Source organism: Gemmobacter caeruleus (genome assembly GCF_008271655.1).
GTDB lineage: Bacteria > Pseudomonadota > Alphaproteobacteria > Rhodobacterales > Rhodobacteraceae > Gemmobacter > Gemmobacter caeruleus.
Window position 1 is genome coordinate 35,988 of record NZ_VKKX01000055.1, and the last position, 17,523, is coordinate 53,510.

22 protein-coding genes are annotated in these 17,523 nt (G+C 63.8%); 17 read left to right on the forward strand and 5 right to left on the reverse strand.

Features of this window, described 5'->3' with window-relative positions; genetic code table 11:
- The first annotated feature begins 26 nt into the window (after positions 1 to 26).
- Both copM and FOA17_RS19290 read left to right on the forward strand, forming a co-directional pair.
- Entirely contained in the window at positions 27 to 443 is a 417-nt protein-coding gene (copM, locus tag FOA17_RS19285) for a CopM family metallochaperone (RefSeq protein WP_028030798.1), read from the forward strand.
- Positions 444 to 693: 250 nt separating this feature from the next.
- Positions 694 to 2,640: a copper-translocating P-type ATPase gene (locus FOA17_RS19290; protein ID WP_203232360.1), complete on the forward strand. Its 1,947-nt coding sequence runs from the start codon at positions 694 to 696 to the stop codon at positions 2,638 to 2,640.
- Positions 2,641 to 2,648: 8 nt separating this feature from the next.
- Here the strand turns inward: FOA17_RS19290 and FOA17_RS19295 are convergent, their stop codons facing one another.
- The 3 genes from FOA17_RS19295 to FOA17_RS19305 are packed head-to-tail and all read right to left on the reverse strand — an operon-like array spanning position 2,649 to position 4,565.
- Complete coding sequence (locus tag FOA17_RS19295; protein ID WP_149143142.1) at positions 2,649 to 3,233, reverse strand: cobalamin biosynthesis protein CobQ; 585 nt, start codon at positions 3,231 to 3,233, stop codon at positions 2,649 to 2,651.
- 4 nt (positions 3,234 to 3,237) lie between these two features.
- Positions 3,238 to 4,110, reverse strand: a complete 873-nt coding sequence (locus tag FOA17_RS20415) for a DsbA family protein (RefSeq protein ID WP_149143143.1) — start codon at positions 4,108 to 4,110, stop codon at positions 3,238 to 3,240.
- Positions 4,002 to 4,565 carry a L,D-transpeptidase gene (locus FOA17_RS19305; protein ID WP_149143144.1) on the reverse strand — a complete coding sequence of 188 codons (564 nt, stop codon included), beginning with the start codon at positions 4,563 to 4,565 and terminating at the stop codon, positions 4,002 to 4,004. Before FOA17_RS19305 ends, FOA17_RS20415 begins: the two co-directional genes overlap by 109 nt.
- Before the next feature lie 520 nt (positions 4,566 to 5,085).
- Here FOA17_RS19305 and FOA17_RS19310 point away from each other — a divergent pair.
- The 11 genes from FOA17_RS19310 (at position 5,086) to FOA17_RS19360 (ending at position 13,362) form a co-directional block, all read left to right on the forward strand.
- Positions 5,086 to 5,646 carry a L,D-transpeptidase gene (locus tag FOA17_RS19310; RefSeq protein ID WP_149143196.1) on the forward strand — a complete coding sequence of 187 codons (561 nt, stop codon included), beginning with the start codon at positions 5,086 to 5,088 and terminating at the stop codon, positions 5,644 to 5,646.
- Positions 5,647 to 5,650: 4 nt separating this feature from the next.
- Positions 5,651 to 6,025 (forward strand): hypothetical protein, encoded by a 375-nt coding sequence (locus tag FOA17_RS19315; protein WP_149143145.1) that lies wholly within the window; start codon positions 5,651 to 5,653, stop codon positions 6,023 to 6,025.
- A 166-nt stretch (positions 6,026 to 6,191) separates the two neighbouring features.
- Positions 6,192 to 6,836 carry a c-type cytochrome gene (locus tag FOA17_RS19320; protein ID WP_162528326.1) on the forward strand — a complete coding sequence of 215 codons (645 nt, stop codon included), beginning with the start codon at positions 6,192 to 6,194 and terminating at the stop codon, positions 6,834 to 6,836.
- 2 nt (positions 6,837 to 6,838) lie between these two features.
- Entirely contained in the window at positions 6,839 to 7,822 is a 984-nt protein-coding gene (locus tag FOA17_RS19325) for a c-type cytochrome (protein WP_238991903.1), read from the forward strand.
- A complete protein-coding gene (locus FOA17_RS19330; RefSeq protein ID WP_149143147.1) occupies positions 7,812 to 8,240 on the forward strand; it encodes a hypothetical protein in 429 nt (142 codons plus the stop codon). The genes FOA17_RS19325 and FOA17_RS19330 overlap by 11 nt, the downstream gene beginning before the upstream one ends.
- A 295-nt stretch (positions 8,241 to 8,535) precedes the next feature.
- Positions 8,536 to 8,721 carry a hypothetical protein gene (locus FOA17_RS19335; RefSeq protein WP_149143148.1) on the forward strand — a complete coding sequence of 62 codons (186 nt, stop codon included), beginning with the start codon at positions 8,536 to 8,538 and terminating at the stop codon, positions 8,719 to 8,721.
- Positions 8,722 to 8,747: 26 nt separating this feature from the next.
- Entirely contained in the window at positions 8,748 to 9,455 is a 708-nt protein-coding gene (locus FOA17_RS19340; RefSeq protein WP_149143149.1) for a ferric reductase-like transmembrane domain-containing protein, read from the forward strand.
- Positions 9,448 to 11,400 (forward strand): penicillin-binding protein 2, encoded by a 1,953-nt coding sequence (gene mrdA / locus FOA17_RS19345; protein WP_149143150.1) that lies wholly within the window; start codon positions 9,448 to 9,450, stop codon positions 11,398 to 11,400. Before FOA17_RS19340 ends, mrdA begins: the two co-directional genes overlap by 8 nt.
- A gap of 47 nt (positions 11,401 to 11,447) precedes the next feature.
- Positions 11,448 to 11,873: a c-type cytochrome gene (locus FOA17_RS19350; RefSeq protein WP_238991904.1), complete on the forward strand. Its 426-nt coding sequence runs from the start codon at positions 11,448 to 11,450 to the stop codon at positions 11,871 to 11,873.
- Positions 11,874 to 11,983: 110 nt separating this feature from the next.
- Entirely contained in the window at positions 11,984 to 12,709 is a 726-nt protein-coding gene (locus FOA17_RS19355; protein WP_100196062.1) for a DsbA family protein, read from the forward strand.
- A complete protein-coding gene (locus FOA17_RS19360) occupies positions 12,706 to 13,362 on the forward strand; it encodes a hypothetical protein (RefSeq protein WP_149143151.1) in 657 nt (218 codons plus the stop codon). Before FOA17_RS19355 ends, FOA17_RS19360 begins: the two co-directional genes overlap by 4 nt.
- A 62-nt stretch (positions 13,363 to 13,424) precedes the next feature.
- Here the strand turns inward: FOA17_RS19360 and FOA17_RS19365 are convergent, their stop codons facing one another.
- Together FOA17_RS19365 and FOA17_RS19370 are read right to left on the reverse strand one after the other, a co-directional pair.
- Positions 13,425 to 13,892, reverse strand: coding sequence for a DUF411 domain-containing protein (locus tag FOA17_RS19365; protein ID WP_149143152.1), 468 nt, complete (start codon positions 13,890 to 13,892; stop codon positions 13,425 to 13,427).
- Between the two features lie 98 nt (positions 13,893 to 13,990).
- Complete coding sequence (locus FOA17_RS19370) at positions 13,991 to 14,602, reverse strand: hypothetical protein (RefSeq protein WP_149143153.1); 612 nt, start codon at positions 14,600 to 14,602, stop codon at positions 13,991 to 13,993.
- A gap of 187 nt (positions 14,603 to 14,789) precedes the next feature.
- Here FOA17_RS19370 and FOA17_RS19375 point away from each other — a divergent pair, with 187 nt between their 5' ends.
- The 4 genes from FOA17_RS19375 to FOA17_RS20360 all read left to right on the forward strand — a co-directional run bounded on the left by FOA17_RS19375 (position 14,790) and on the right by FOA17_RS20360 (position 17,417).
- Positions 14,790 to 15,143 (forward strand): hypothetical protein, encoded by a 354-nt coding sequence (locus tag FOA17_RS19375; protein ID WP_149143154.1) that lies wholly within the window; start codon positions 14,790 to 14,792, stop codon positions 15,141 to 15,143.
- Between the two features lie 66 nt (positions 15,144 to 15,209).
- Positions 15,210 to 16,685 (forward strand): multicopper oxidase family protein, encoded by a 1,476-nt coding sequence (locus tag FOA17_RS19380; RefSeq protein WP_149143155.1) that lies wholly within the window; start codon positions 15,210 to 15,212, stop codon positions 16,683 to 16,685.
- Between the two features lie 61 nt (positions 16,686 to 16,746).
- On the forward strand, positions 16,747 to 17,268 hold the full coding sequence (locus FOA17_RS19385; protein ID WP_100196068.1) for a TlpA family protein disulfide reductase: 522 nt from the start codon (positions 16,747 to 16,749) through the stop codon (positions 17,266 to 17,268).
- Positions 17,269 to 17,282: 14 nt separating this feature from the next.
- On the forward strand, positions 17,283 to 17,417 hold the full coding sequence (locus FOA17_RS20360) for a hypothetical protein (RefSeq protein ID WP_275260242.1): 135 nt from the start codon (positions 17,283 to 17,285) through the stop codon (positions 17,415 to 17,417).
- Positions 17,418 to 17,523: the final 106 nt, after the last annotated feature.

Genomic DNA, 17,523 nt, shown 5'->3' on the forward strand with positions numbered 1-17,523 from the left:
TCCAAAACAATACAGGACATCCGAAAATGAAAAAACGCACAGTAGTGCTCTCCGCAGCAGCCATTGCCGTTGTTGGCGGCCTTGCCATCGCCCAGACCATGGAAGGGATGGACCATTCTAACATGGGCGGAATGGGAGACATGGGCATGATGAGCCACACGTCGCTGATCCCGCCGGAACTCGCCGACAATCCGGCCGCACAGGCCTATGCCGCCGCCATGGATAAGATGATGGCCGACATGATGGTCCCATATACAGGCGATGCGGACGTCGACTTTGTGCGAGGCATGATCCCGCACCACGAAGCCGCAGTCGCCATGGCGCAGATCCAGCTGGAACATGGAACCGACCCTGAAATCCGCAAGCTCGCGGAAGAGGTGATCGCGGCTCAGGAAGCCGAGATTGCCGAGATGAAGGCCTGGCTCGCCGCACGCGGCCTGTAAGGCTCTTCAGTGGCGTGCGGGGTGGCTTGCTCCCGGCCATCCCGCCGCCCGACTGGCAGGGGCTCTTGATCCACCCTGGCAACGTGAAAGGAGCGCAGCTATGTCGGATGCACACCGGAACAAGCATCATCAGCATGGACATGGGATCGCAGCGGGCTCTGGGCCCGCCGACGTTCAGTCGGGCGCTTCGGCAGCCACTGATGAGAGACCTGCAACTGCACATGCAGGACACCATGCCGGGCATGGCGACATGGTCGCCGACTATCAGCGCAGGTTCTGGGTCTCGCTGGTACTCACGATCCCTGTTCTGATCCTTTCGCCCATGGTGCGCGACTTTGCGGCGCAGGGGATGACGCCGCTGTTTACCGCCGAGGAGTGGGTCGCACTTGCCCTGTCCTCCATCATCTACTTCTGGGGCGGTTGGCCTTTCCTGACTGGCGCGCTTCCGGAGATCCGGACGGGCCGTCCTGGGATGATGACGCTGGTCGCACTGGCGATCTCGACCGCGTATTTCTATTCCGCCGCCGTCACGCTGGGCCTGCCTGGTGGTGAGCCGTTCTATTGGGAACTGGCCACGCTGGTGACCATCATGCTGCTGGGTCACTGGCTGGAAATGCGGTCGGTTCTCGGTGCATCGCGGGCGCTGGAGGAACTGGTGCGCCTCTTGCCCGACACCGCGCTGCGGGTGACGGCCGATGGCGGCACCGAGGAGGTGGCGGTGGCGGCGCTGATCGCCGGCGACCGGGTGGTGATCCGCCCGGGCGCGAAGGTGCCAGTGGACGGCGTGATCACCGACGGCGTCTCGTCGTTCAATGAGGCGATGCTGACGGGCGAGTCGAAGCCCGTGACGCGCACGGCCGGCGAGACCGTTATCGGCGGGGCGGTCAACGGCGAGGGCGCGGTCACCATCGAGGTCAAGGCAACTGGGGAGGCGACCTACCTTTCGCAGGTCATCGCCATGGTAAAGGCCGCGCAGAACAGCCGGTCGCGCACCCAGGACCTTGCCACCCGCGCGGCCGCAGTTCTGACCTGGGTCGCCATCACCGTCGGCCTGGGTTCGTTCGTCTGGTGGATCTGGGCGGGCGAAAGCGTCACCTTCGCACTGGAGCGGATGGTGACGGTGATGGTCATTGCCTGCCCCCACGCGCTTGGCCTTGCCGTGCCGCTGGTGGTGGCAGTCTCGACGTCGCTGGCGGCCAAAAACGGCCTCCTGATCCGCGACCGCGCAGCCTTTGAGCGGGCGCGCGACCTGAACGCTGTGGTGTTCGACAAGACAGGTACACTGACCGAGGGGCGGTTCGGGGTCAGCGATATCGTCATGCTCGACGGTGGCGATGCAGCAGTGGCGCTGCGCATGGCAGCTTCGGTCGAAAGCCAGTCGCAGCACCCGATCGCGCAAGGCATCGTGGCCGATGCCAAGGCCAGGGGGATCGACTTTCCCGCCCCGGAGGGGCTGCACAGCATTACTGGCGCCGGCGTCACCGCTCGGGTGGACGGAGAGGACGTGGCCATCGTCAGCCCCGGCCACCTGCGTCGGCAGAACACCCCTGTGACAGATCCGCGCCTTGCGGCACTGGAGGAGGCGGGCAAGACAGTTGTTGTCCTTGTGAGGGGCGGCAAGCCGCAAGCACTCTTCGCGTTGGCCGACATCGTGCGGTCGGAATCTCGCGATGTTGTGGCGCGCCTCAAAGCCAGGGGTGTGCAGTCGATCATGATGACGGGTGATGCGGAAGGCGTAGCCCGGTCGGTCGCAACCGAGCTGGGGCTGGACGAATACTTCGCTCAGGTCCTGCCCGATCAGAAGGCGGCCCGGGTCAAGGAATTGCGTGCCCGGGGACTGAAGGTTGCTATGGTCGGTGACGGTGTCAACGACGCCCCGGCGTTGGTCGAGGCCGATCTTGGCATCGCCATCGGCGCGGGCACGGATGTGGCGGTAGAATCAGCCGATGTCGTACTCGTCCGCTCCGACCCGCGTGATGTCGAGGCCATTCTCGGCCTGTCGCGGGCCACCTACAACAAGATGGTGCAGAACCTGATCTGGGCCACAGGATACAATGCGTTTGCAATTCCGATGGCCGCGGGGATCACATTCGGCACAGGATTCCTGATGACGCCGGCCGTCGGGGCCGTGTTCATGTCGGCGTCCACCATAATCGTCGCCATCAACGCCCAGCTTTTGCGGCGCTATCGGGGCTGACGCTCCGGTCACATGCCATGCAGCCCGTGCAGGCTGCCGGTGAGCAGGACCGGCGCCAGCAGGGGCGCCGCAACGGCAAGGACCAGTGCACGGTCGCGCCATCTTTCCAGACGCCAGCAAAGAAAGCTGGTCAGCCCCACGACCAGCGCAACTTCGAACATCCCGAAGGCCTCGCCGTAGAACTGCGGATTCCAATAGCTGACCGGACTGCGGAAAACCCAGTCCGAGACAGGCCAGAGCTGGCGGCGGGCATCATCGTGATGTGTCAGAAAGTCCGCAAGGGCATGCAGAAGACCGGCGCCCGCGAAGGCGCGCAGGATCAGACGTCTGCGCCAGAGTGCCAACCCGAGCAGACTTCCCCAGACGAAAAAGCTGTGGTCCACGGCGAAGACAGCCTGCCAGCTCTCCGAAAAGAACAGTGTGCTGAAGACCTCATGTTCCGGAATGCCTGAAACGCGGGTTGACCAAAGGACCATTGCAAACATCGGAAGGTCCGGAGCGAGCCCACCTGCGAGCGCGGCCCCCAGGGTTGCGATGCAGAGGGGTCGTGCGAAGATTGCAGCCCCGATCAGCATGTGGGACGGCGTGTTCATCGGGTCAGCAAACTGGCGCTGCCTGGGCAGCCTCGTCTTCCACAATCCGGCGAAGGAGCGCGTAAGGGATTGCGCCGTTCAGGACGGTCCGCCCGATTACAAGACCTGGCGTTCCGATGAAGCCAAAGACATCGGCGAGCGCTCGTGTTCGGTCCAACTCTTCCTGCACCTCTGCAGAAGCCATGTCTTTGGCCAGCCGATCGACGTCGAGGCCGATATCCGCCGCCACCCTGAGGACGGAGGCTTCTTCGGCGACCAGAGGTGTTCGCATGAATCGACGCCGAAGTTCTGGTTGTTTGCCTTGCTTCGCGGCAGCGACCGACGCCCGCGCGGCAAGCTCGGAAGCGGGCCCGAAGATCGGAAGTTCATGCTGAACCAGCCGGAAGGATGCAGGATAATCGGCCATCAGCGTGTCGAGGTCTCGCTCCAGTGCCCGGCAGTAGGGACAGCGGAACTCGCTGAAATAGGCAATGGGAACGACCCCCTCAGAACCGCTGTTGCCAAAGAGGGCAGGGCAGGGGTCAGCACGTACCGCTTCGGCACGCGCGCGGCGCTGGTCTGCATCCTGAGGCGGCGCATCGAGTCCGACAAGGGCCAGCGGTGTTCCGGAGGTCTGGCCAACCCCGTCAAGTCGGCGAAACGGCGGCAGATCCGCAATGTCTGCAAAGCGCGGCCCGCGGCCCGGGAGCCGGTCCCAGGGAAGAGCCCGCAGACCATAGATCACGGCAACGATCCCTCCGAAGACCAGAAGGTCGCGGCGTCTCACGGTCACACCACGGTTACAGGTGTTCCGACCGGCACCTGCTCGTAGAGCTGGATCACATGGTCGTTCAACATCCGGATGCAACCGTTCGACACGGACTGGCCGATGGACCACGGCTCGGTCGTACCATGGATTCGGTAGTAGGTATCGCGCCCTTCCCGGTAAAGGTAGAGTGCCCGCGCACCCAAGGGATTGTTTGGTCCCCCGGGCACGCCATCGGCGAATTGGGCGTAGCGGTCAGGATTGCGGCGGATCATGTCGTTCGTCGGGCGCCAGGACGGCCATTCGGCCTTGCGCTCGATGACTGCCGATCCCTTGAATGCGAGGCCTGCCTTGCCCACGCCAACGCCGTAACGGATTGCACGCTCGGAGTCGAAGACATGGTAAAGAAAGAAGCTTCGCGGAAACACAAGGATCTGACCGGGTGCGTGCTGCTCGCGGACACGCACCTCACGCGGCTGGAACTCGTCGGCCAGCACGAACGGTTCTTGGGTATGGGCCCGCAGTATGCCGGGCGAGGACAGCGCCGCGACTGCGACTCCGCCGATAAGGGTGCGTCGGGTAATCATGCTTTCTCCTGAGGGGAACGGAAAGAAGAGGTTCGCTCAGAGGATGTGTCGCGGGGGCGGCGTTCGGGGGGAAAGGCTGTGGCTGGGGGCCGCGAACGGCGTGATCTCGAAGCGAGATGAACCGGCACTTGCCATCAGGCTGAAGAGCTGGGGCTGGTCGGCAATAATAAGCTGACATACCCCGTGCCCAGACCCTTCACCACACAGGCCGTCCGGTATCAGGGGAGCCGCGTGAAGCGCATCCGCATGGGCGCTGTGCGATGACCTGTCTGGGTGCGCCAACCCCATCAGGGAGGCGACCAGAAGGAAACTGCACAACAGGGCCATCATCGTCCGCATGGATCGATATTAGCCTTTTGCACCTCGATAGCGGGTGATCACATGAGAGTGAGCAGCAGATTTCCCTGCATAATTGGCGAAAACGCAACGCATTCACCTGTTTGTGACCCGGCCGCGATGCAAAGCCGTTTGACCTTCCCACGTTGGAAGGAAGCAAACCTTGCCCAAAAAGGAGCAGAACATGCGATTCACTCGACGGCTTTTTGTTGCCGGAGCACTTGCCGCGCCTTTCGTGACCGGTCGCGCCGCCAGCGCGTCGGAAGACACGCCGGGCCCGGTCCGTAACAACATCTCGGCTTTTCGCACCCACGAGTGGCAGGATCACTTCGATGCTCTGGGCGTCGGGATCATCATCTCTGACACGACGGCCAAGGTCCTCCAGCACTGGACGAGCGACGGTCAAATGTACCTCTACCCGACCTCGGTCCCGCTGTCGGACGAGCTGACCCGCCGGGGCTATACCGAGGTCGTCGAGAAACGGGTGAACCCGAGTTGGGCCCCGACACCGTCGATGCGGGAAAGGAACCCGGAATGGCCGGCCTTCGTGCCTGGCGGCGACCTGACCAACCCGCTCGGCACCCGCGCCCTTTACCTGTCGTGGCAATACTACCGCATCCATGGTACACACGACACGCGCAAGATCGGTCGCCGCTCGTCGAACGGCTGCATCGGGCTCTACAACGAACATATCGAGGAAGTTTTCGACCGGACGCCGGTCGGGACGCAAGTGAAGCTGATCTAGCAAGATGAAACCTTCGTCGACCTCACCGAACCCACTCAAGAACCTGTTTTCGCGCGGGTCGTTTCGGTTCGTGTCGATGTGGCTTCTGTCCGTGGTGCTGACGCTTGGCTTGGTCCTCGGACAGACCGCAGAGGCGGGCCCGGTCGAGGATCATCATCCCGGCACGTCGGTCGAGATCGCGGGCAACGCCGGGCAAGAGACCGCGCCGGCACCTGCTTGCCACCCGGGCCTCGCCTGTTCTGTTTTCGTGCTGCCCGAGGGGCCGGTCACAGCACTGTCGTTGTCAATCGTGATCACTCTGCGACCGGACCTGACACAGTCGCAACGCCGCTTTGGCGGCCCGTCCGTCACCCTGCCTCCCCCCCGAACCCGGATCTGACAGTCAGGCCGGACGTGCGTCTGACGGTTCGATAGGCTCTCCGCAGCTCTGTCGACAGTTCAATCTCTGTCAGCCTGACACCAGACAGTTGTGCAAGCCGCACGATCCGCCGGAAGGGCGGGTCGCGGGATCGGTCAACAACAAGAAACCAAGGGCAGTCAGGCAGATGAAACCACAATGGACAGGCGCTTTGGCGCTTGCCGCTTCCGCAGTTGCGGCAGTGGCGCTGGCACATAACGGGGCGACGGGTGTCGTCCTGGAACGGATGAACGGTATGACGGCGATGCGGGACACGGTGGCGGAGCTGGCGCCGATGATGCAAGGCACGATCCCCTACGACACATTTATCGTGTCGGAGGGTGCGAGCGTCATTGCCGGTCACGCGGGCGAAACAATGCTGTCGTTGTTCCCGGAAGGCAGCCTCGAGGGGGTGACCTATGCCAGGCCAGAGATCTGGTCCGACTGGCAGGACTTCGCAGCACTTGCCGAGGAATTGAAGACCTACGCTGACGCGCTCGCCGTGGCAGCTCCGAACGGTCTTGAGCCGGCGCTGCCGCCGCCCAGAGATATGGCCGGGATGGATCACTCGGCGATGGCCATGACCCCGGCACCACAGGGAGATGAGGGCTTCACGATAGCGGAGTTGATGGGCTACGGCGAAAGGACCCAAGAGGTCCAGGTTGCGCGTGGCACGTCGGACCCGGCGACGCTGGCGTCTGATCTGACGACGCTGGCGGCAGACGACCTCTTCACCCGGATCAGCGCTACCTGTTCGTCCTGCCATTCGCAATTTCGCGCCGGTCGGAACTGACGATGCGGGGCTTGATCCGCTTTTCGGTCATTGTCCCGGTCGTTGTCGCCGGGTTCGGTGCCGGGGTACTGGCGCTATGGCCTGTAGGCGCGCCCGAGCCCGCCGCGTTCCCGCCCGGGGATGCAGAACGCGGCGCCTATCTGGCCCGCGCCAGCGGCTGCGTGTCCTGTCACACCAACGCGGCTGCCAAGGGACTGGCGCTCGCCGGAGGAGCGCCGCTCGACACGCCCTTCGGCATCTTCGTGCCCCCGAACATCACTCCGCATCCTACTGCCGGGATCGGCGGCTGGACCATTCAGGATTTCGCCAAGGCTGTCCGCCAGGGAGTCTCGCCGGAGGGTGACCCCTACTATCCGGTCTTCACCTATTCCTTCTACGCAGGCTTCACCGATCAAGAGATCGCCGACCTGTGGGAGGCGTTCCGCACCGTTCCGCCGGTTGCGGATGCTGCCCCGGCGCATGATGTCGGGTTTCCGTTCAGCTTTCGCTCGGGGCTGAAGCTCTGGCGCGCTGCCTACCTCGACGCGCCGGAGACGGATGCGCTGATGGGCACATCATCGCCCTGGAACCGCGGGCGTTTGCTCGTCGAAGGGGCGGCGCATTGTGCGGCATGTCATACCGGCCGAACGCTTGCGGGCGGCCTGGACGCTTCCGCCCGGTTCGCCGGAAACGACAGCCTTCCCGGCGGCAGCAAGGCACCGTCGATCCTAACAGCCGACCTTCTGGAAGGCGGCTGGACGGTCGCGAACCTCGCCTATGCGCTCCAGTCGGGGCTGCTGCCCAATGGGGATGCTTTCGGCGGCAGCATGGCCGAGGTCGTGGCTGAGGGCACCTCGTACCTCACCGACGCCGACCGTGCGGCCATCGCAACCTACCTGCTCGACGCCGATGGAACAGGCACGATCCCCACGCCTCCTCCTCCCGCGACCGAGACGCCGATGGCGGGGATGGATCATTCGCAGATGGATATGACAAATGAGAACTAGAGTTGTTGCCGCTATTTTGGCTGTGGGGGTTGTTGCCTTCGTAGGCATCTTTGTCTGGACGGTCGTATGGACCCTCGAACCGCAAGCGACCGGCGCTCAAGGCGACGCACCGACGGCTGAAACGTCCGAACAACTTTCCGACGGCCGCCTCGATGTCCAGGTATATGCGCTTGGTGACCGCAATGTACGGCTCGAGATCCAGTTCATGCCGGACGCAGACGCGATCGAGCTTGCAGTCCAGCGCCCAGACGTAAATTTCGCGATGGTCGATATGCACATGGATGGGATCGATTCACCGCTTGAGTTGGTTGAAGCCGGCGTGTGGCGGGCAAACCTCAAACTGCCGATGGCCGGTCGCTGGGTTGTCAATGTGGGTTTCGGCGACGAATTCATGGAGATCGAATTCGATGCCAAGTGATGCAGCGAGAGTTCACGCACGGCATCTAGATGCTATGCGCAGGGGGCTTCGCGGCACTGCCGTTGGCCTTGCGCTCTTTGTGGTCGTGGGCACAGTGACGGCGGTCTGGGCGAACCCGCTGTTCGTCCGCATGACTCCGGTCGGACCTTGGGAGTTTGGGGCGACGGTCCTGACGGCGTTCCTAGCCGGAGTGACGACTGCGCTATGGGTTCCCCGATGCAGTCTGCGTACATCCGGGACGGGTGGCCTTGCGAGCTTCCTCGGGATCGCCTGTCCGACCTGCAACAAGGTCCTGATGCTGATCTTCGGCGGGCCGGCGCTGCTCGCATGGTTCGATCCGGTCCGGCCCTGGCTCGCGGCAGCCGGGGTCATCACCATGGGCTTTGCTGCCTTTCGCACATGGCGCGCGTTTCGCGAGTCCCGATCCGACCTTCAGATTGTCGGCGGCGTTGAAACTCCCATGACGGGAGGCCCGCTGTGACAGCGTCAACTGGTTTGCGGTCAGCGATGCGTGGGCTGGCCCGGAAGACGCTGGTTCGGCACACGCTCGTGGCCATCCTTGCGACGGGGCTCGTGCTGGGCTTTGCGGCGGTTCACGCGCAGTTCAGCCCGATGCATCGATGGAACCGCGCCTTCGGGGATGCCTCGCTGGTGCTGATCGCGCTGTCGATGGCCTTCGGGCCGCTGACACGCTTCCTGCGCGCGGCGGTTCCGCTGCTGCCGTTCCGGCGTGAGATGGGTATCCATGCTTGCCTTCTGGTGATCGTCCACGCGGCGATCATTCTCGTTGGCTGGGTCGAATGGGATCTGATGCGGCTGTTCGGGTTCGAATGGCATCCCGACCTCTTGGCCTATGTCATGTTCCAGCATGGTTTCGGACTTGCCAATGCCATCGGGATCGCGGCCCTCGTCCTCGCGGTGCTGCTTGCCGCCACGTCGAGCGATTTTGCGATGCGGCGTCTGGGACTGTCAGGCTGGAAGTTCTTGCAGATGGGCGTCCTGCCGATGTGGTGGCTGACCGTCGCCCATGTCGCCTACTTCCTCTTCATGCATTTCCTGAGCTTCCACCGGGCAACGCCACCGCCGAACCCGCTTCAGCCCTGGTTCGTCGCGCTGGTGGTCGTCGTCTTTGGTCTGCGCGCGGCGGCCTACCTAAAGACCATCCGCGCCAAGGCCCTGTCCGAACTGCCGGGAGAGGAGGCAAGCCATGCGTAGATCGGAACGTGACCTCGTGCAGGCGGCGAAAAAGACAACCCGCCGGGCACTGATCGTTGGTGGTGCGATGACGTCAGTGGTGGGCGTCCTTGGTGTCCGGATGTGGCAACTGAGCGTCCGTGATGCCGAGCAATACTACCTGCTGGCCGAGGAAAACCGGATCAGCCTGCGGCTGGTGCGACCGGACAGGGGGCGCATCCTTGATCGGGCTGGAAAAATCGTTGCGGACAATGAGCAGGCATTTCGCATCACGCTGGTGAAGGAAGAAGCCCGCGATGTCGACGACGTTCTGGAAAAGCTGCAGGTGCTGCTCGGCCTGGACGCAGAGACTGTCTCCAAGGTCAAGGAGCAGATCGACCGTGTTCGAGCCTTCGTGCCGGTAACGGTGAAAGACCGCGTCACGTGGGAAGAATTGTCGATCGTGGCACTGAACTCACCTGTCCTTCCCGGTGTGCAGCCCGAGATGGTCCTGTCGCGCGTCTATCCTTTCGGGCCGGATTTCGCGCATCAGGTCGGTTATGTCGGGCCAGTCAGCGACAGCGATCTGGAAAACGAAGCGGCTGACAATGAGCCGTTGCTCCGCCTGCCCGATTTTGAAGTCGGCAAGACAGGAGTTGAACGAAGCCACGAACGCACCTTGCGCGGCTTGCCAGGCACGCGCCGCGTCGAGGTCAACGTGTCCGGCCGCACAATGCGCGAACTCGCTCTCGATCCGGCCACCCCGGGCCCGGACATGCAGATCACGCTCGACCACCACTTGCAGAACTTCATGCGCGTCCGGCTGGAAGGCCAAAGCGCGGCCGCGATCGTGATGGACGTGACGAACGGCGATTTGCTTGGCTGCACCTCTGCGCCCTCCTTCGATCCGAACCTCTTCGTCCGCGGGATTTCCAGCCGCGACTACGGCGCGCTCCGTGATAGTGAGTTCCGCCCGCTTGCCGACAAGACGGTGCAGGGGGCCTATCCGCCAGGATCGACGATCAAGATGTCGAATGCATTGGCCGCGCTGGAAACCGGGCTGATGGACCCCGAAGAGACTGTCGCCTGCAATGGCTATGTAGAGATCTCCGGCCGAAGGTTCCACTGCTGGAAGCGCGGCGGTCATGGCCGGGTGAACATGGTCGGCGCCCTGCGAGAGTCCTGCGACGTCTATTTTTATGAGGTCGCTCAACGTATCGGCATCGATGGCATCTTCGCGATGAATGACCGGCTTGGACTGGGTCAGAGGTACGATCTGCCGCTGTCCGGAATGGCGCATGGCAACAACCCGTCCCGCGCTTGGAAGCAGGAACGGTACGGGCAGGACTGGCTGATCGGTGACACCATCAATGCCTCGATTGGCCAAGGCTTCACGCTCACCTCGCCGATCCAACTTGCAACCATGACTGCACGACTGGCATCGGGGACCGCCGTGCTTCCCCGGCTGGTGCGGCCGCTTGCCGGGCCGGACCAGGTAATGGTTGCTCCCGCACCGCTTGGTCTCTCTGCCGAAGCACTGGCCATCGTGCAACAGGGCATGTTCGAGGTCTCAAACCATGAGCGCGGGACGGCCTATTCCTCGCGGATCGCCGATCCGACATTGGCGATGGCCGGCAAGACGGGAACGAGCCAGGTCTTCTCGATCACCGCTGCCGAGCGGGCGGCAGGCGTCCGCTCGCAGGACGAGCTGCCGTGGAACCGGCGCGATCACGCGCTGTTCGTGGCCTTTGCACCCTTTGACGCGCCCCGCTTTGCTGTCACGGTCGTGGTGGAACACGGCGGCGGCGGGTCAACGGCAGCGGCGCCAATTGCGCGCGACATCATGCTGTTTGCGCAGCATGGCGGCCTGCCGCCTGAGGACGCCTATCCGACATCGCAGAGGGCGCGCATACGGGAGGACCTGGCCCTGCTGTCCGAACGCATCCTGCCGCCGGACGGCACGACCGCCACGGTGAGCCGGACATGATGCACCGTCTCAGAAGGGTGTCCTGCCGAAGCTTTCTTGGGGTCGCCATGACCGCAGTCGCCCTAGTTCTTCCGCCGGTTCCCGCGCGAGCGTTCTTCCATGATGCGCCCGACATCGAAGACGGGCGAGTCATTTACGCGGCCAAGTGCGCGTCCTGTCACGGTGCCAACCTGGAAGGGCAGCCGGACTGGCAGTCGGCGAGGGAGGACGGCACCTATCCCGCGCCGCCCCACGACGAGACCGGCCACACCTGGCACCACGGGGATGCGATGTTGCGGGACTACATCCGTCGCGGCGGACAAGCGGTGCTGGACGATATGGGGGTCGACTTCACCTCCGGCATGCCCGGGTTTGGCGGTGAGCTGACCGAGGACGACATCGAGGCCGTCCTCGCTTATATCCGGTCGAACTGGCCCGACCGCATTCGTGCCGCACAGGCTGAACGCAGCCAGATGGAAGCAGGTTCGCCTTGAAGCCGCAAGTAAGGCCACCGACCTCCCAATTCCCGCTTGCCTCTCCAGGGACTAGAGGGTGCAGACCGCCTGAAACTCAAAATCTTCATCCGTCACACAAGGCTCTTCCCATGCGCGTCACGTCAATCCTGTTTGCTATCACGCTCGTTTTCGCTCCCGGCCTCACCCTGGCGCAGGAGATTACGGAAGATCGGATCAAGGAACTGGTCGCCGAAACCTTGCGCGAGAACCCGGAGCTTGTGCTCGAGGCTCTCCAGACGCTGGAGGCGCGCCAGGCAGAGGCCCAAGCTGCCGCCGTTGCCGCGACCCTGGCCGACGAGCGCGCCCTGCTGGAGCGCGACCCCAACGCTCCGGTCCTCGGCAACCCGGAAGGCGACGTGACGGTGGTGGAGTTCTTCGATTACAACTGTCCCTATTGCAAACGCGCGATGCCTGAAATCGACGCCCTGCTGGCCGAGGACGGAAACATCCGTCTTGTTCTGAGGGAATGGCCAATCCTTAGCGAAGGATCAGCGATCGCGGCGCGGGCCGCTTTGGCTGCACGGAAGCAGAACAAGTATGCTGAACTGCACAATGCGCTGATGGGTGCACGGGCGAAGTTGGACGAGCAGTCGGTGCTGCGGATCGCGGGCGAGGTCGGACTCGATGTCGAGCAGCTCAAGGTCGACATGCAATCGCCCGAAGTCGAGGAACATATCGCCACGTCGCTACGTCTGGCCGAGGCTCTCGGCTTCAACGGCACACCGTCATTCGTGGTGGGTGATCAACTGATTCCGGGCTTTGTCGAGAAGGCTCAGCTTGCCGAGGTGGTGGCCGCCGCGCGGGCCGCCGAATGAGTATCCGTCTTACGCGTCCTTTCGGTTTCCGACTTCAGCGGCCTTTCACGATCACCGAGACGGTCTTGGGCCGGATCAGGCATTCCGTCGTGGCAGCCACTTTGTGGATCGCCTTGACAGGGATTGCTTCGGCGCATTCATTCACCGTCGGCCTTCTGGTCGTCGGCGAGGACGTTGACGCAAGTCTGGCAGAAGCGGTGCGCGGTTTCCTCCTAGCGGCCGACGAACGGGACGGGCACGCCAACGAAACATCGGACGGACATCTCGGTGGGGTTGATGTGCAACTGCTGCCGCTGCCACGAGATGCGGCGGGGCTGGTCGAAGGACTGTTCGGTACGCCCGACGAGCCGACCGATGTAGTCATTGTCATTGGCGCCGAACCCGCGGCCAGCGACGCCGCGCGCGCGTATGCCTCGGCAAGCACGGTCTTGCGGCAGTTCGTACTGCCGGATGGGTGGGACAGCGCAGACGGAACCGACGGTTTTGTGTCGCGTTACCGGCTCGCCTATGGCGCAGCGCCCGGCGTAATGGCGGGGACGGCCTATCATTCGGCTCGCAGGCTCGACGCCGCAGTCAGACCGTTGGACGGTGTGGTACCCAAGGAAGCACTGCTAAACGCCTGGAGGTCCACCGAATCCGGTCTGTCCTGGTGACCCGGGAACCAATGGCGCAAGGCGTCATTGGTTCTGGGCAGTCCTTGCACGACTGAGCGGGATCAGGCTGCAGGGTAGCTCGTGAAGACGCTACTGCTGCCGTCCAACCCGACAAGGATGACGTCATAGGCTTCGCGCTCGGTCTCGGGTCCCATGCCGGGTGACCCGTAGGGCATGCCAGGCACGGAGAGACCGACGGCGACGGGTCGTTCAGCCAAAAGACGGCGGATGTCGGCGGCGGGAACGTGCCCCTCGACAGTATAGTCGCCGATGGTGGCGGTGTGGCAGGACGCGAGGTCTTCCGGAATGCCACGCTCGCGCTTGAACGCCGCAAGCTCTTCGATGCTGCGTTCCTCGAAGGATACCCGAAAGCCGCTGTCGCGCAGATGTCCGATCCACCCGTTGCAGCAGGGGCAGCCGGGGTCCTTGACGACGTGGATGGCTTCGTCGCCCTCGGCAAGTGCTGGGGTAGCCGCAATGGCGGCCAGCCAAGGAACGGCGGCGAGAACCTTGCGCCGGGACAGTGTCATGATGTCGGCCTTTCGTTGGAACTTTACGGGAAACATAGCTGCAAGTGCGGGGATCGGCGAGCAAAGTCTGATGAACCCGGCGACAGATCACCGAAATGCTACTCCAGCCTTGGGTCCCCGGCTTGAACCAGCAGAACCCCGTGGTTCTCGTCGGCGTCGTCGTCGGTGATCGTCCGTGTGGAGACGCCCGGCAAGTCGGCAAACCCCTCCATCATCCGTTTCGGAAACCAGGTCATCGGCAGGCTTTCAAATCCGGGCACCCCTTCCAGCACCCGCGACAGCGCGATGGTGCAGTTTGCTTTCGGCACCGCGCCATAGGCCATTGCCCGCTGCATGATCAGTGCCGCAACCTCGGGCGATACCTCGATAGTCTGTTCAACCACGTCGTAGGTCTCGCGGGCATGGTAGTCGATGTAGAAATCCACCATCTTCGGGGTGACCCCGAAGTGCACGTCGTTGCGCTCGGGCAGCCGGGGATGCCGCCAGGTGCCAGCCGGATCGAACAGCACGCGCTGCGATCCGTTGATGAGCAGGCCCGCATGCGCTCCCGCTCCGCTGCGTGTCGAGAGGACCGTAAAGAGCGTGACCGAGGTCGGGCCGGGATGCTCGTAGCGGGCGGCGGCCACGGCCTCCTCGGGTGCCCAGATCGGTTCGGCACCGCAGGATGCCAGGCCAAGGATTGCCGCCATGGCGAACAGAAGTTTCCACATCGATTCACTGTCCCGCGTTTTGCGCAGGTTCGGCGCAATCGCGACGGATTCCAGTAAACTCTGCGATAGTGGGGCAGGGAATTCGGAAACTCGGCATGGATGCCGCAGCTTTAGAGGTCAGAGTGCCCCTCAGGGACACCAAACTGTCAGGTGACGGAAGCAGGTTATCCTGATAATTGTCCCAAGCATGGCGTTCCTCACATTTCGCATGCATGTCCTGATCCTCGCCGCCTACGTCTTTGCGGCGATCATTCCCGTATTGGCTCTCGGCGAACGGCAGCAAGCTCAGGCTGACCATGCACAGATGATGGCGATGGCCGGCCATCTGGCGCACATGCCCGCGACTGACGGCCCGAAGGACCTGACACAGCAGCTGATCTGCCAACAGCACTGCCTTTTCGCAGCGGCGACCTTTCCTGCGCCGGACCGGGTTGCGGAAACTGTCGCGCGGTCCTCCGATGTGGAGGCTAGTGTCGACATCCTTGCCGCCTCGCTGGCCATTCCGCCCCCAGGTCCGCCTCCGAAGATCGCCGTGATCTGAGCCTGCGGCTGCGGCATTCGCCGGGGACCGCTTGTCCAATTCACGACGCGATACAGGAGAATTCGCATGTCGCCCTTTTCTCGCCGCGGCTTTCTGGCCGCTTCTGCGGCCACGGCCGCTTCACTGATGCTTCCCGCACGGGTCCGGGCCCAGTCCGGCCGAATGTCGCTGACCGCCGCCACCCGCACCATTGACGTGCGGGGCAAAGCCGCAACCGTCTGGGGGCTTCTGGACGGCGCCGGCCGGTCCGGCCTTGTCCTCGATCCGGGCCAGGCGTTCGCGGTCGATCTGGCAAACACTTTGGCCGAGCCGACGATCATTCATTGGCACGGGCAGATTCCGCCCAATGCGCAGGACGGCGTGCCCGACCTGCCGATGCAGGTCCTCCAACCCGGCGAAAACCGCGCCTACGATTTCGCCGCGCGACCGGGTACGCACTGGATGCACGCCCACATCCCGGCGCACGAGATGATGCTGCTTGCAGCACCCCTGGTCGTGCGGCGGCCCGAGGACGTTGCTGCCGACCGGCAGGAAGTGACGCTGTTCCTGCACGACTTTTCCTTCAAGCCACCTGCCGAGGTGCTGGCCGAGATCACCGGCGGCGCTTCGATGGCCGGGATGGATCATGGCCAGATGGGGCAGGGCGGCATGGACCATTCCGGAATGGACATGGGTGGCATGGGTCAGGGGGACATGATGGCGATGCCGGGGATGGATGGCATGGCGATGGACCTGAACGACTACAACTTCGACGCCTATCTCGCCAATGATCGCACGCTGGACGACCCCGAAGTGGTTCCGATCGACAAGGGCGGCCGCGTTCTCGTCCGCGTCATCAACGCTGCGGCCGCCACCGTGTTTTGGATCGACACTGGCGCGCTGCCGGGACGGCTGGTCGCGGTGGACGGCGAGCCGGTGCGGCCTTTGCCCGGCAGCCGCTTTGGCGTCGCAATGGGCCAGCGGCTGGATATCGAACTGGATGTGCCGGGCGAGGGCGGGGCCTTCCCGATCCTTGCCCTGCGCGAAGGTGCCAAGGAAAGGACGGGTGTCATCCTTGCCACGCCGGGCGCGGCGGTGACCAGGATCGCCGAGATGTCGGAGGCCGACCATCCGGCCTTCAGCGGTGATCTGGCGCAGGAGGGTGCTCTGCGCGCCGTCACCCCGCTGCCCGAACGCGCGCCAGCCTCGCAGCCGATGCTGATGCTGGGCGGCACCATGATGCCCTATGTCTGGACGATCAACGGCCAGACTTGGGGGTCCCATGTGCCGGTGACTGCGAAATCCGGCGACCGAGTCGAGATCATGTTCCACAACATGTCGATGATGGCGCATCCGATGCACCTGCACGGCCACGCCTTCCAGGTAGTGGGTGTCGGCATGGACCGGATCGCAGGCGCGGTCCGCGACACCGTGCATGTGCCGCCGATGGGCATGGTGACGGTCGCGGTGGACGCGGGCGAGGCGGCGCGGTGGATGCTGCATTGCCACCACATGCCGCACCTTTCGACCGGCATGATGACCGAGTTCGCGGTGTCGGCCTGACGCACGGCCGGACCCGCAGCCTGCCTGCGGGTCCGGGCCCTTTCCCGGAGAGAGCGGACCCATGCCAACACTCATCGGACGCCGTGCCGTCCTTGGTGCCCTCGCCGCGCCCTTCCTTGCAGGGTCCGCCGAGGCGCGCCCGCCCTTCCGGCTGCGCGAAGACCCGCAACCGCTGCTGTCCCCGCCGATCCTCGACGAAGCAGGCACAACGCGGAAACTCGACGATTTCGCCGGCCGGGTGATCCTCTTGAACATCTGGGCGACCTGGTGCCCGCCCTGCAGGGAAGAAATGCCGACACTTGACCGGCTCCAGTCCCGGCTGGGCGGCGCGGATTTCGCGGTGCTTCCGCTCTGCATCGACGACGCGGGGATCGGAAGGGGGCGGCGCTTCTACGACGAGATCGGCCTCGTCGATCTGCCGCTCTATTGGGCCGAGCAGCTGCGGGTTCAGCTTGCCCTTGCCTTCATCGGCCTGCCGACAACTCTTCTGATCGACCGGCAGAGCCGGGAGATCGGACGTCTTCAAGGCCCGTTTGCGTGGGACAGCGAGGACGCCGTTGCCCAGATCGTTGGTTCCTTCTGAGGGATAAGTCGGTGTTGGCCGAAGACCATCAGCCAAAGATCGGACCCCGGGCGGATGTGATTTCAGGCCGCCGGATAGTTGGTATAGACCTCAAGCTCGCCATCGCGCCGGATCAGTACCATGTCATCGGCATCGCAGTTTTCTTCTGACCCAATGGGTCTCGGGTCGCGTTTGAACGCGACGCTGGCAACTCGAAAGGATCAACGGTCAAGCGTCGCTCAGTTGCAACATTCTACCTTAGTGCAGCATTCTCTC

What these genes read in the sequence shown, in the direction of transcription:
- FOA17_RS19380 (WP_149143155.1), top strand. Translation starts at nt 15,210, where the DNA reads ATGTCGCCCTTTTCTCGCCGCGGCTTTCTGGCCGCTTCTGCGGCCACG.
- FOA17_RS19320 (WP_162528326.1), top strand. Translation starts at nt 6,192, where the DNA reads ATGAAACCACAATGGACAGGCGCTTTGGCGCTTGCCGCTTCCGCAGTT.
- mrdA (WP_149143150.1), top strand. Translation starts at nt 9,448, where the DNA reads ATGCGTAGATCGGAACGTGACCTCGTGCAGGCGGCGAAAAAGACAACC.
- FOA17_RS19385 (WP_100196068.1), top strand. Translation starts at nt 16,747, where the DNA reads ATGCCAACACTCATCGGACGCCGTGCCGTCCTTGGTGCCCTCGCCGCG.
- FOA17_RS19295 (WP_149143142.1), bottom strand. Translation starts at nt 3,233, where the DNA reads ATGAACACGCCGTCCCACATGCTGATCGGGGCTGCAATCTTCGCACGA.
- FOA17_RS19310 (WP_149143196.1), top strand. Translation starts at nt 5,086, where the DNA reads ATGCGATTCACTCGACGGCTTTTTGTTGCCGGAGCACTTGCCGCGCCT.
- FOA17_RS19365 (WP_149143152.1), bottom strand. Translation starts at nt 13,892, where the DNA reads ATGACACTGTCCCGGCGCAAGGTTCTCGCCGCCGTTCCTTGGCTGGCC.
- FOA17_RS19305 (WP_149143144.1), bottom strand. Translation starts at nt 4,565, where the DNA reads ATGATTACCCGACGCACCCTTATCGGCGGAGTCGCAGTCGCGGCGCTG.
- FOA17_RS19350 (WP_238991904.1), top strand. Translation starts at nt 11,448, where the DNA reads ATGACCGCAGTCGCCCTAGTTCTTCCGCCGGTTCCCGCGCGAGCGTTC.
- FOA17_RS19290 (WP_203232360.1), top strand. Translation starts at nt 694, where the DNA reads ATGGTCGCCGACTATCAGCGCAGGTTCTGGGTCTCGCTGGTACTCACG.
- FOA17_RS19375 (WP_149143154.1), top strand. Translation starts at nt 14,790, where the DNA reads ATGGCGTTCCTCACATTTCGCATGCATGTCCTGATCCTCGCCGCCTAC.
- copM (WP_028030798.1), top strand. Translation starts at nt 27, where the DNA reads ATGAAAAAACGCACAGTAGTGCTCTCCGCAGCAGCCATTGCCGTTGTT.
- FOA17_RS19360 (WP_149143151.1), top strand. Translation starts at nt 12,706, where the DNA reads ATGAGTATCCGTCTTACGCGTCCTTTCGGTTTCCGACTTCAGCGGCCT.
- FOA17_RS19370 (WP_149143153.1), bottom strand. Translation starts at nt 14,602, where the DNA reads ATGTGGAAACTTCTGTTCGCCATGGCGGCAATCCTTGGCCTGGCATCC.
- FOA17_RS19315 (WP_149143145.1), top strand. Translation starts at nt 5,651, where the DNA reads ATGAAACCTTCGTCGACCTCACCGAACCCACTCAAGAACCTGTTTTCG.
- FOA17_RS19325 (WP_238991903.1), top strand. Translation starts at nt 6,839, where the DNA reads ATGCGGGGCTTGATCCGCTTTTCGGTCATTGTCCCGGTCGTTGTCGCC.
- FOA17_RS19335 (WP_149143148.1), top strand. Translation starts at nt 8,536, where the DNA reads ATGCTGATCTTCGGCGGGCCGGCGCTGCTCGCATGGTTCGATCCGGTC.
- FOA17_RS19340 (WP_149143149.1), top strand. Translation starts at nt 8,748, where the DNA reads ATGCGTGGGCTGGCCCGGAAGACGCTGGTTCGGCACACGCTCGTGGCC.
- FOA17_RS19330 (WP_149143147.1), top strand. Translation starts at nt 7,812, where the DNA reads ATGAGAACTAGAGTTGTTGCCGCTATTTTGGCTGTGGGGGTTGTTGCC.
- FOA17_RS19355 (WP_100196062.1), top strand. Translation starts at nt 11,984, where the DNA reads ATGCGCGTCACGTCAATCCTGTTTGCTATCACGCTCGTTTTCGCTCCC.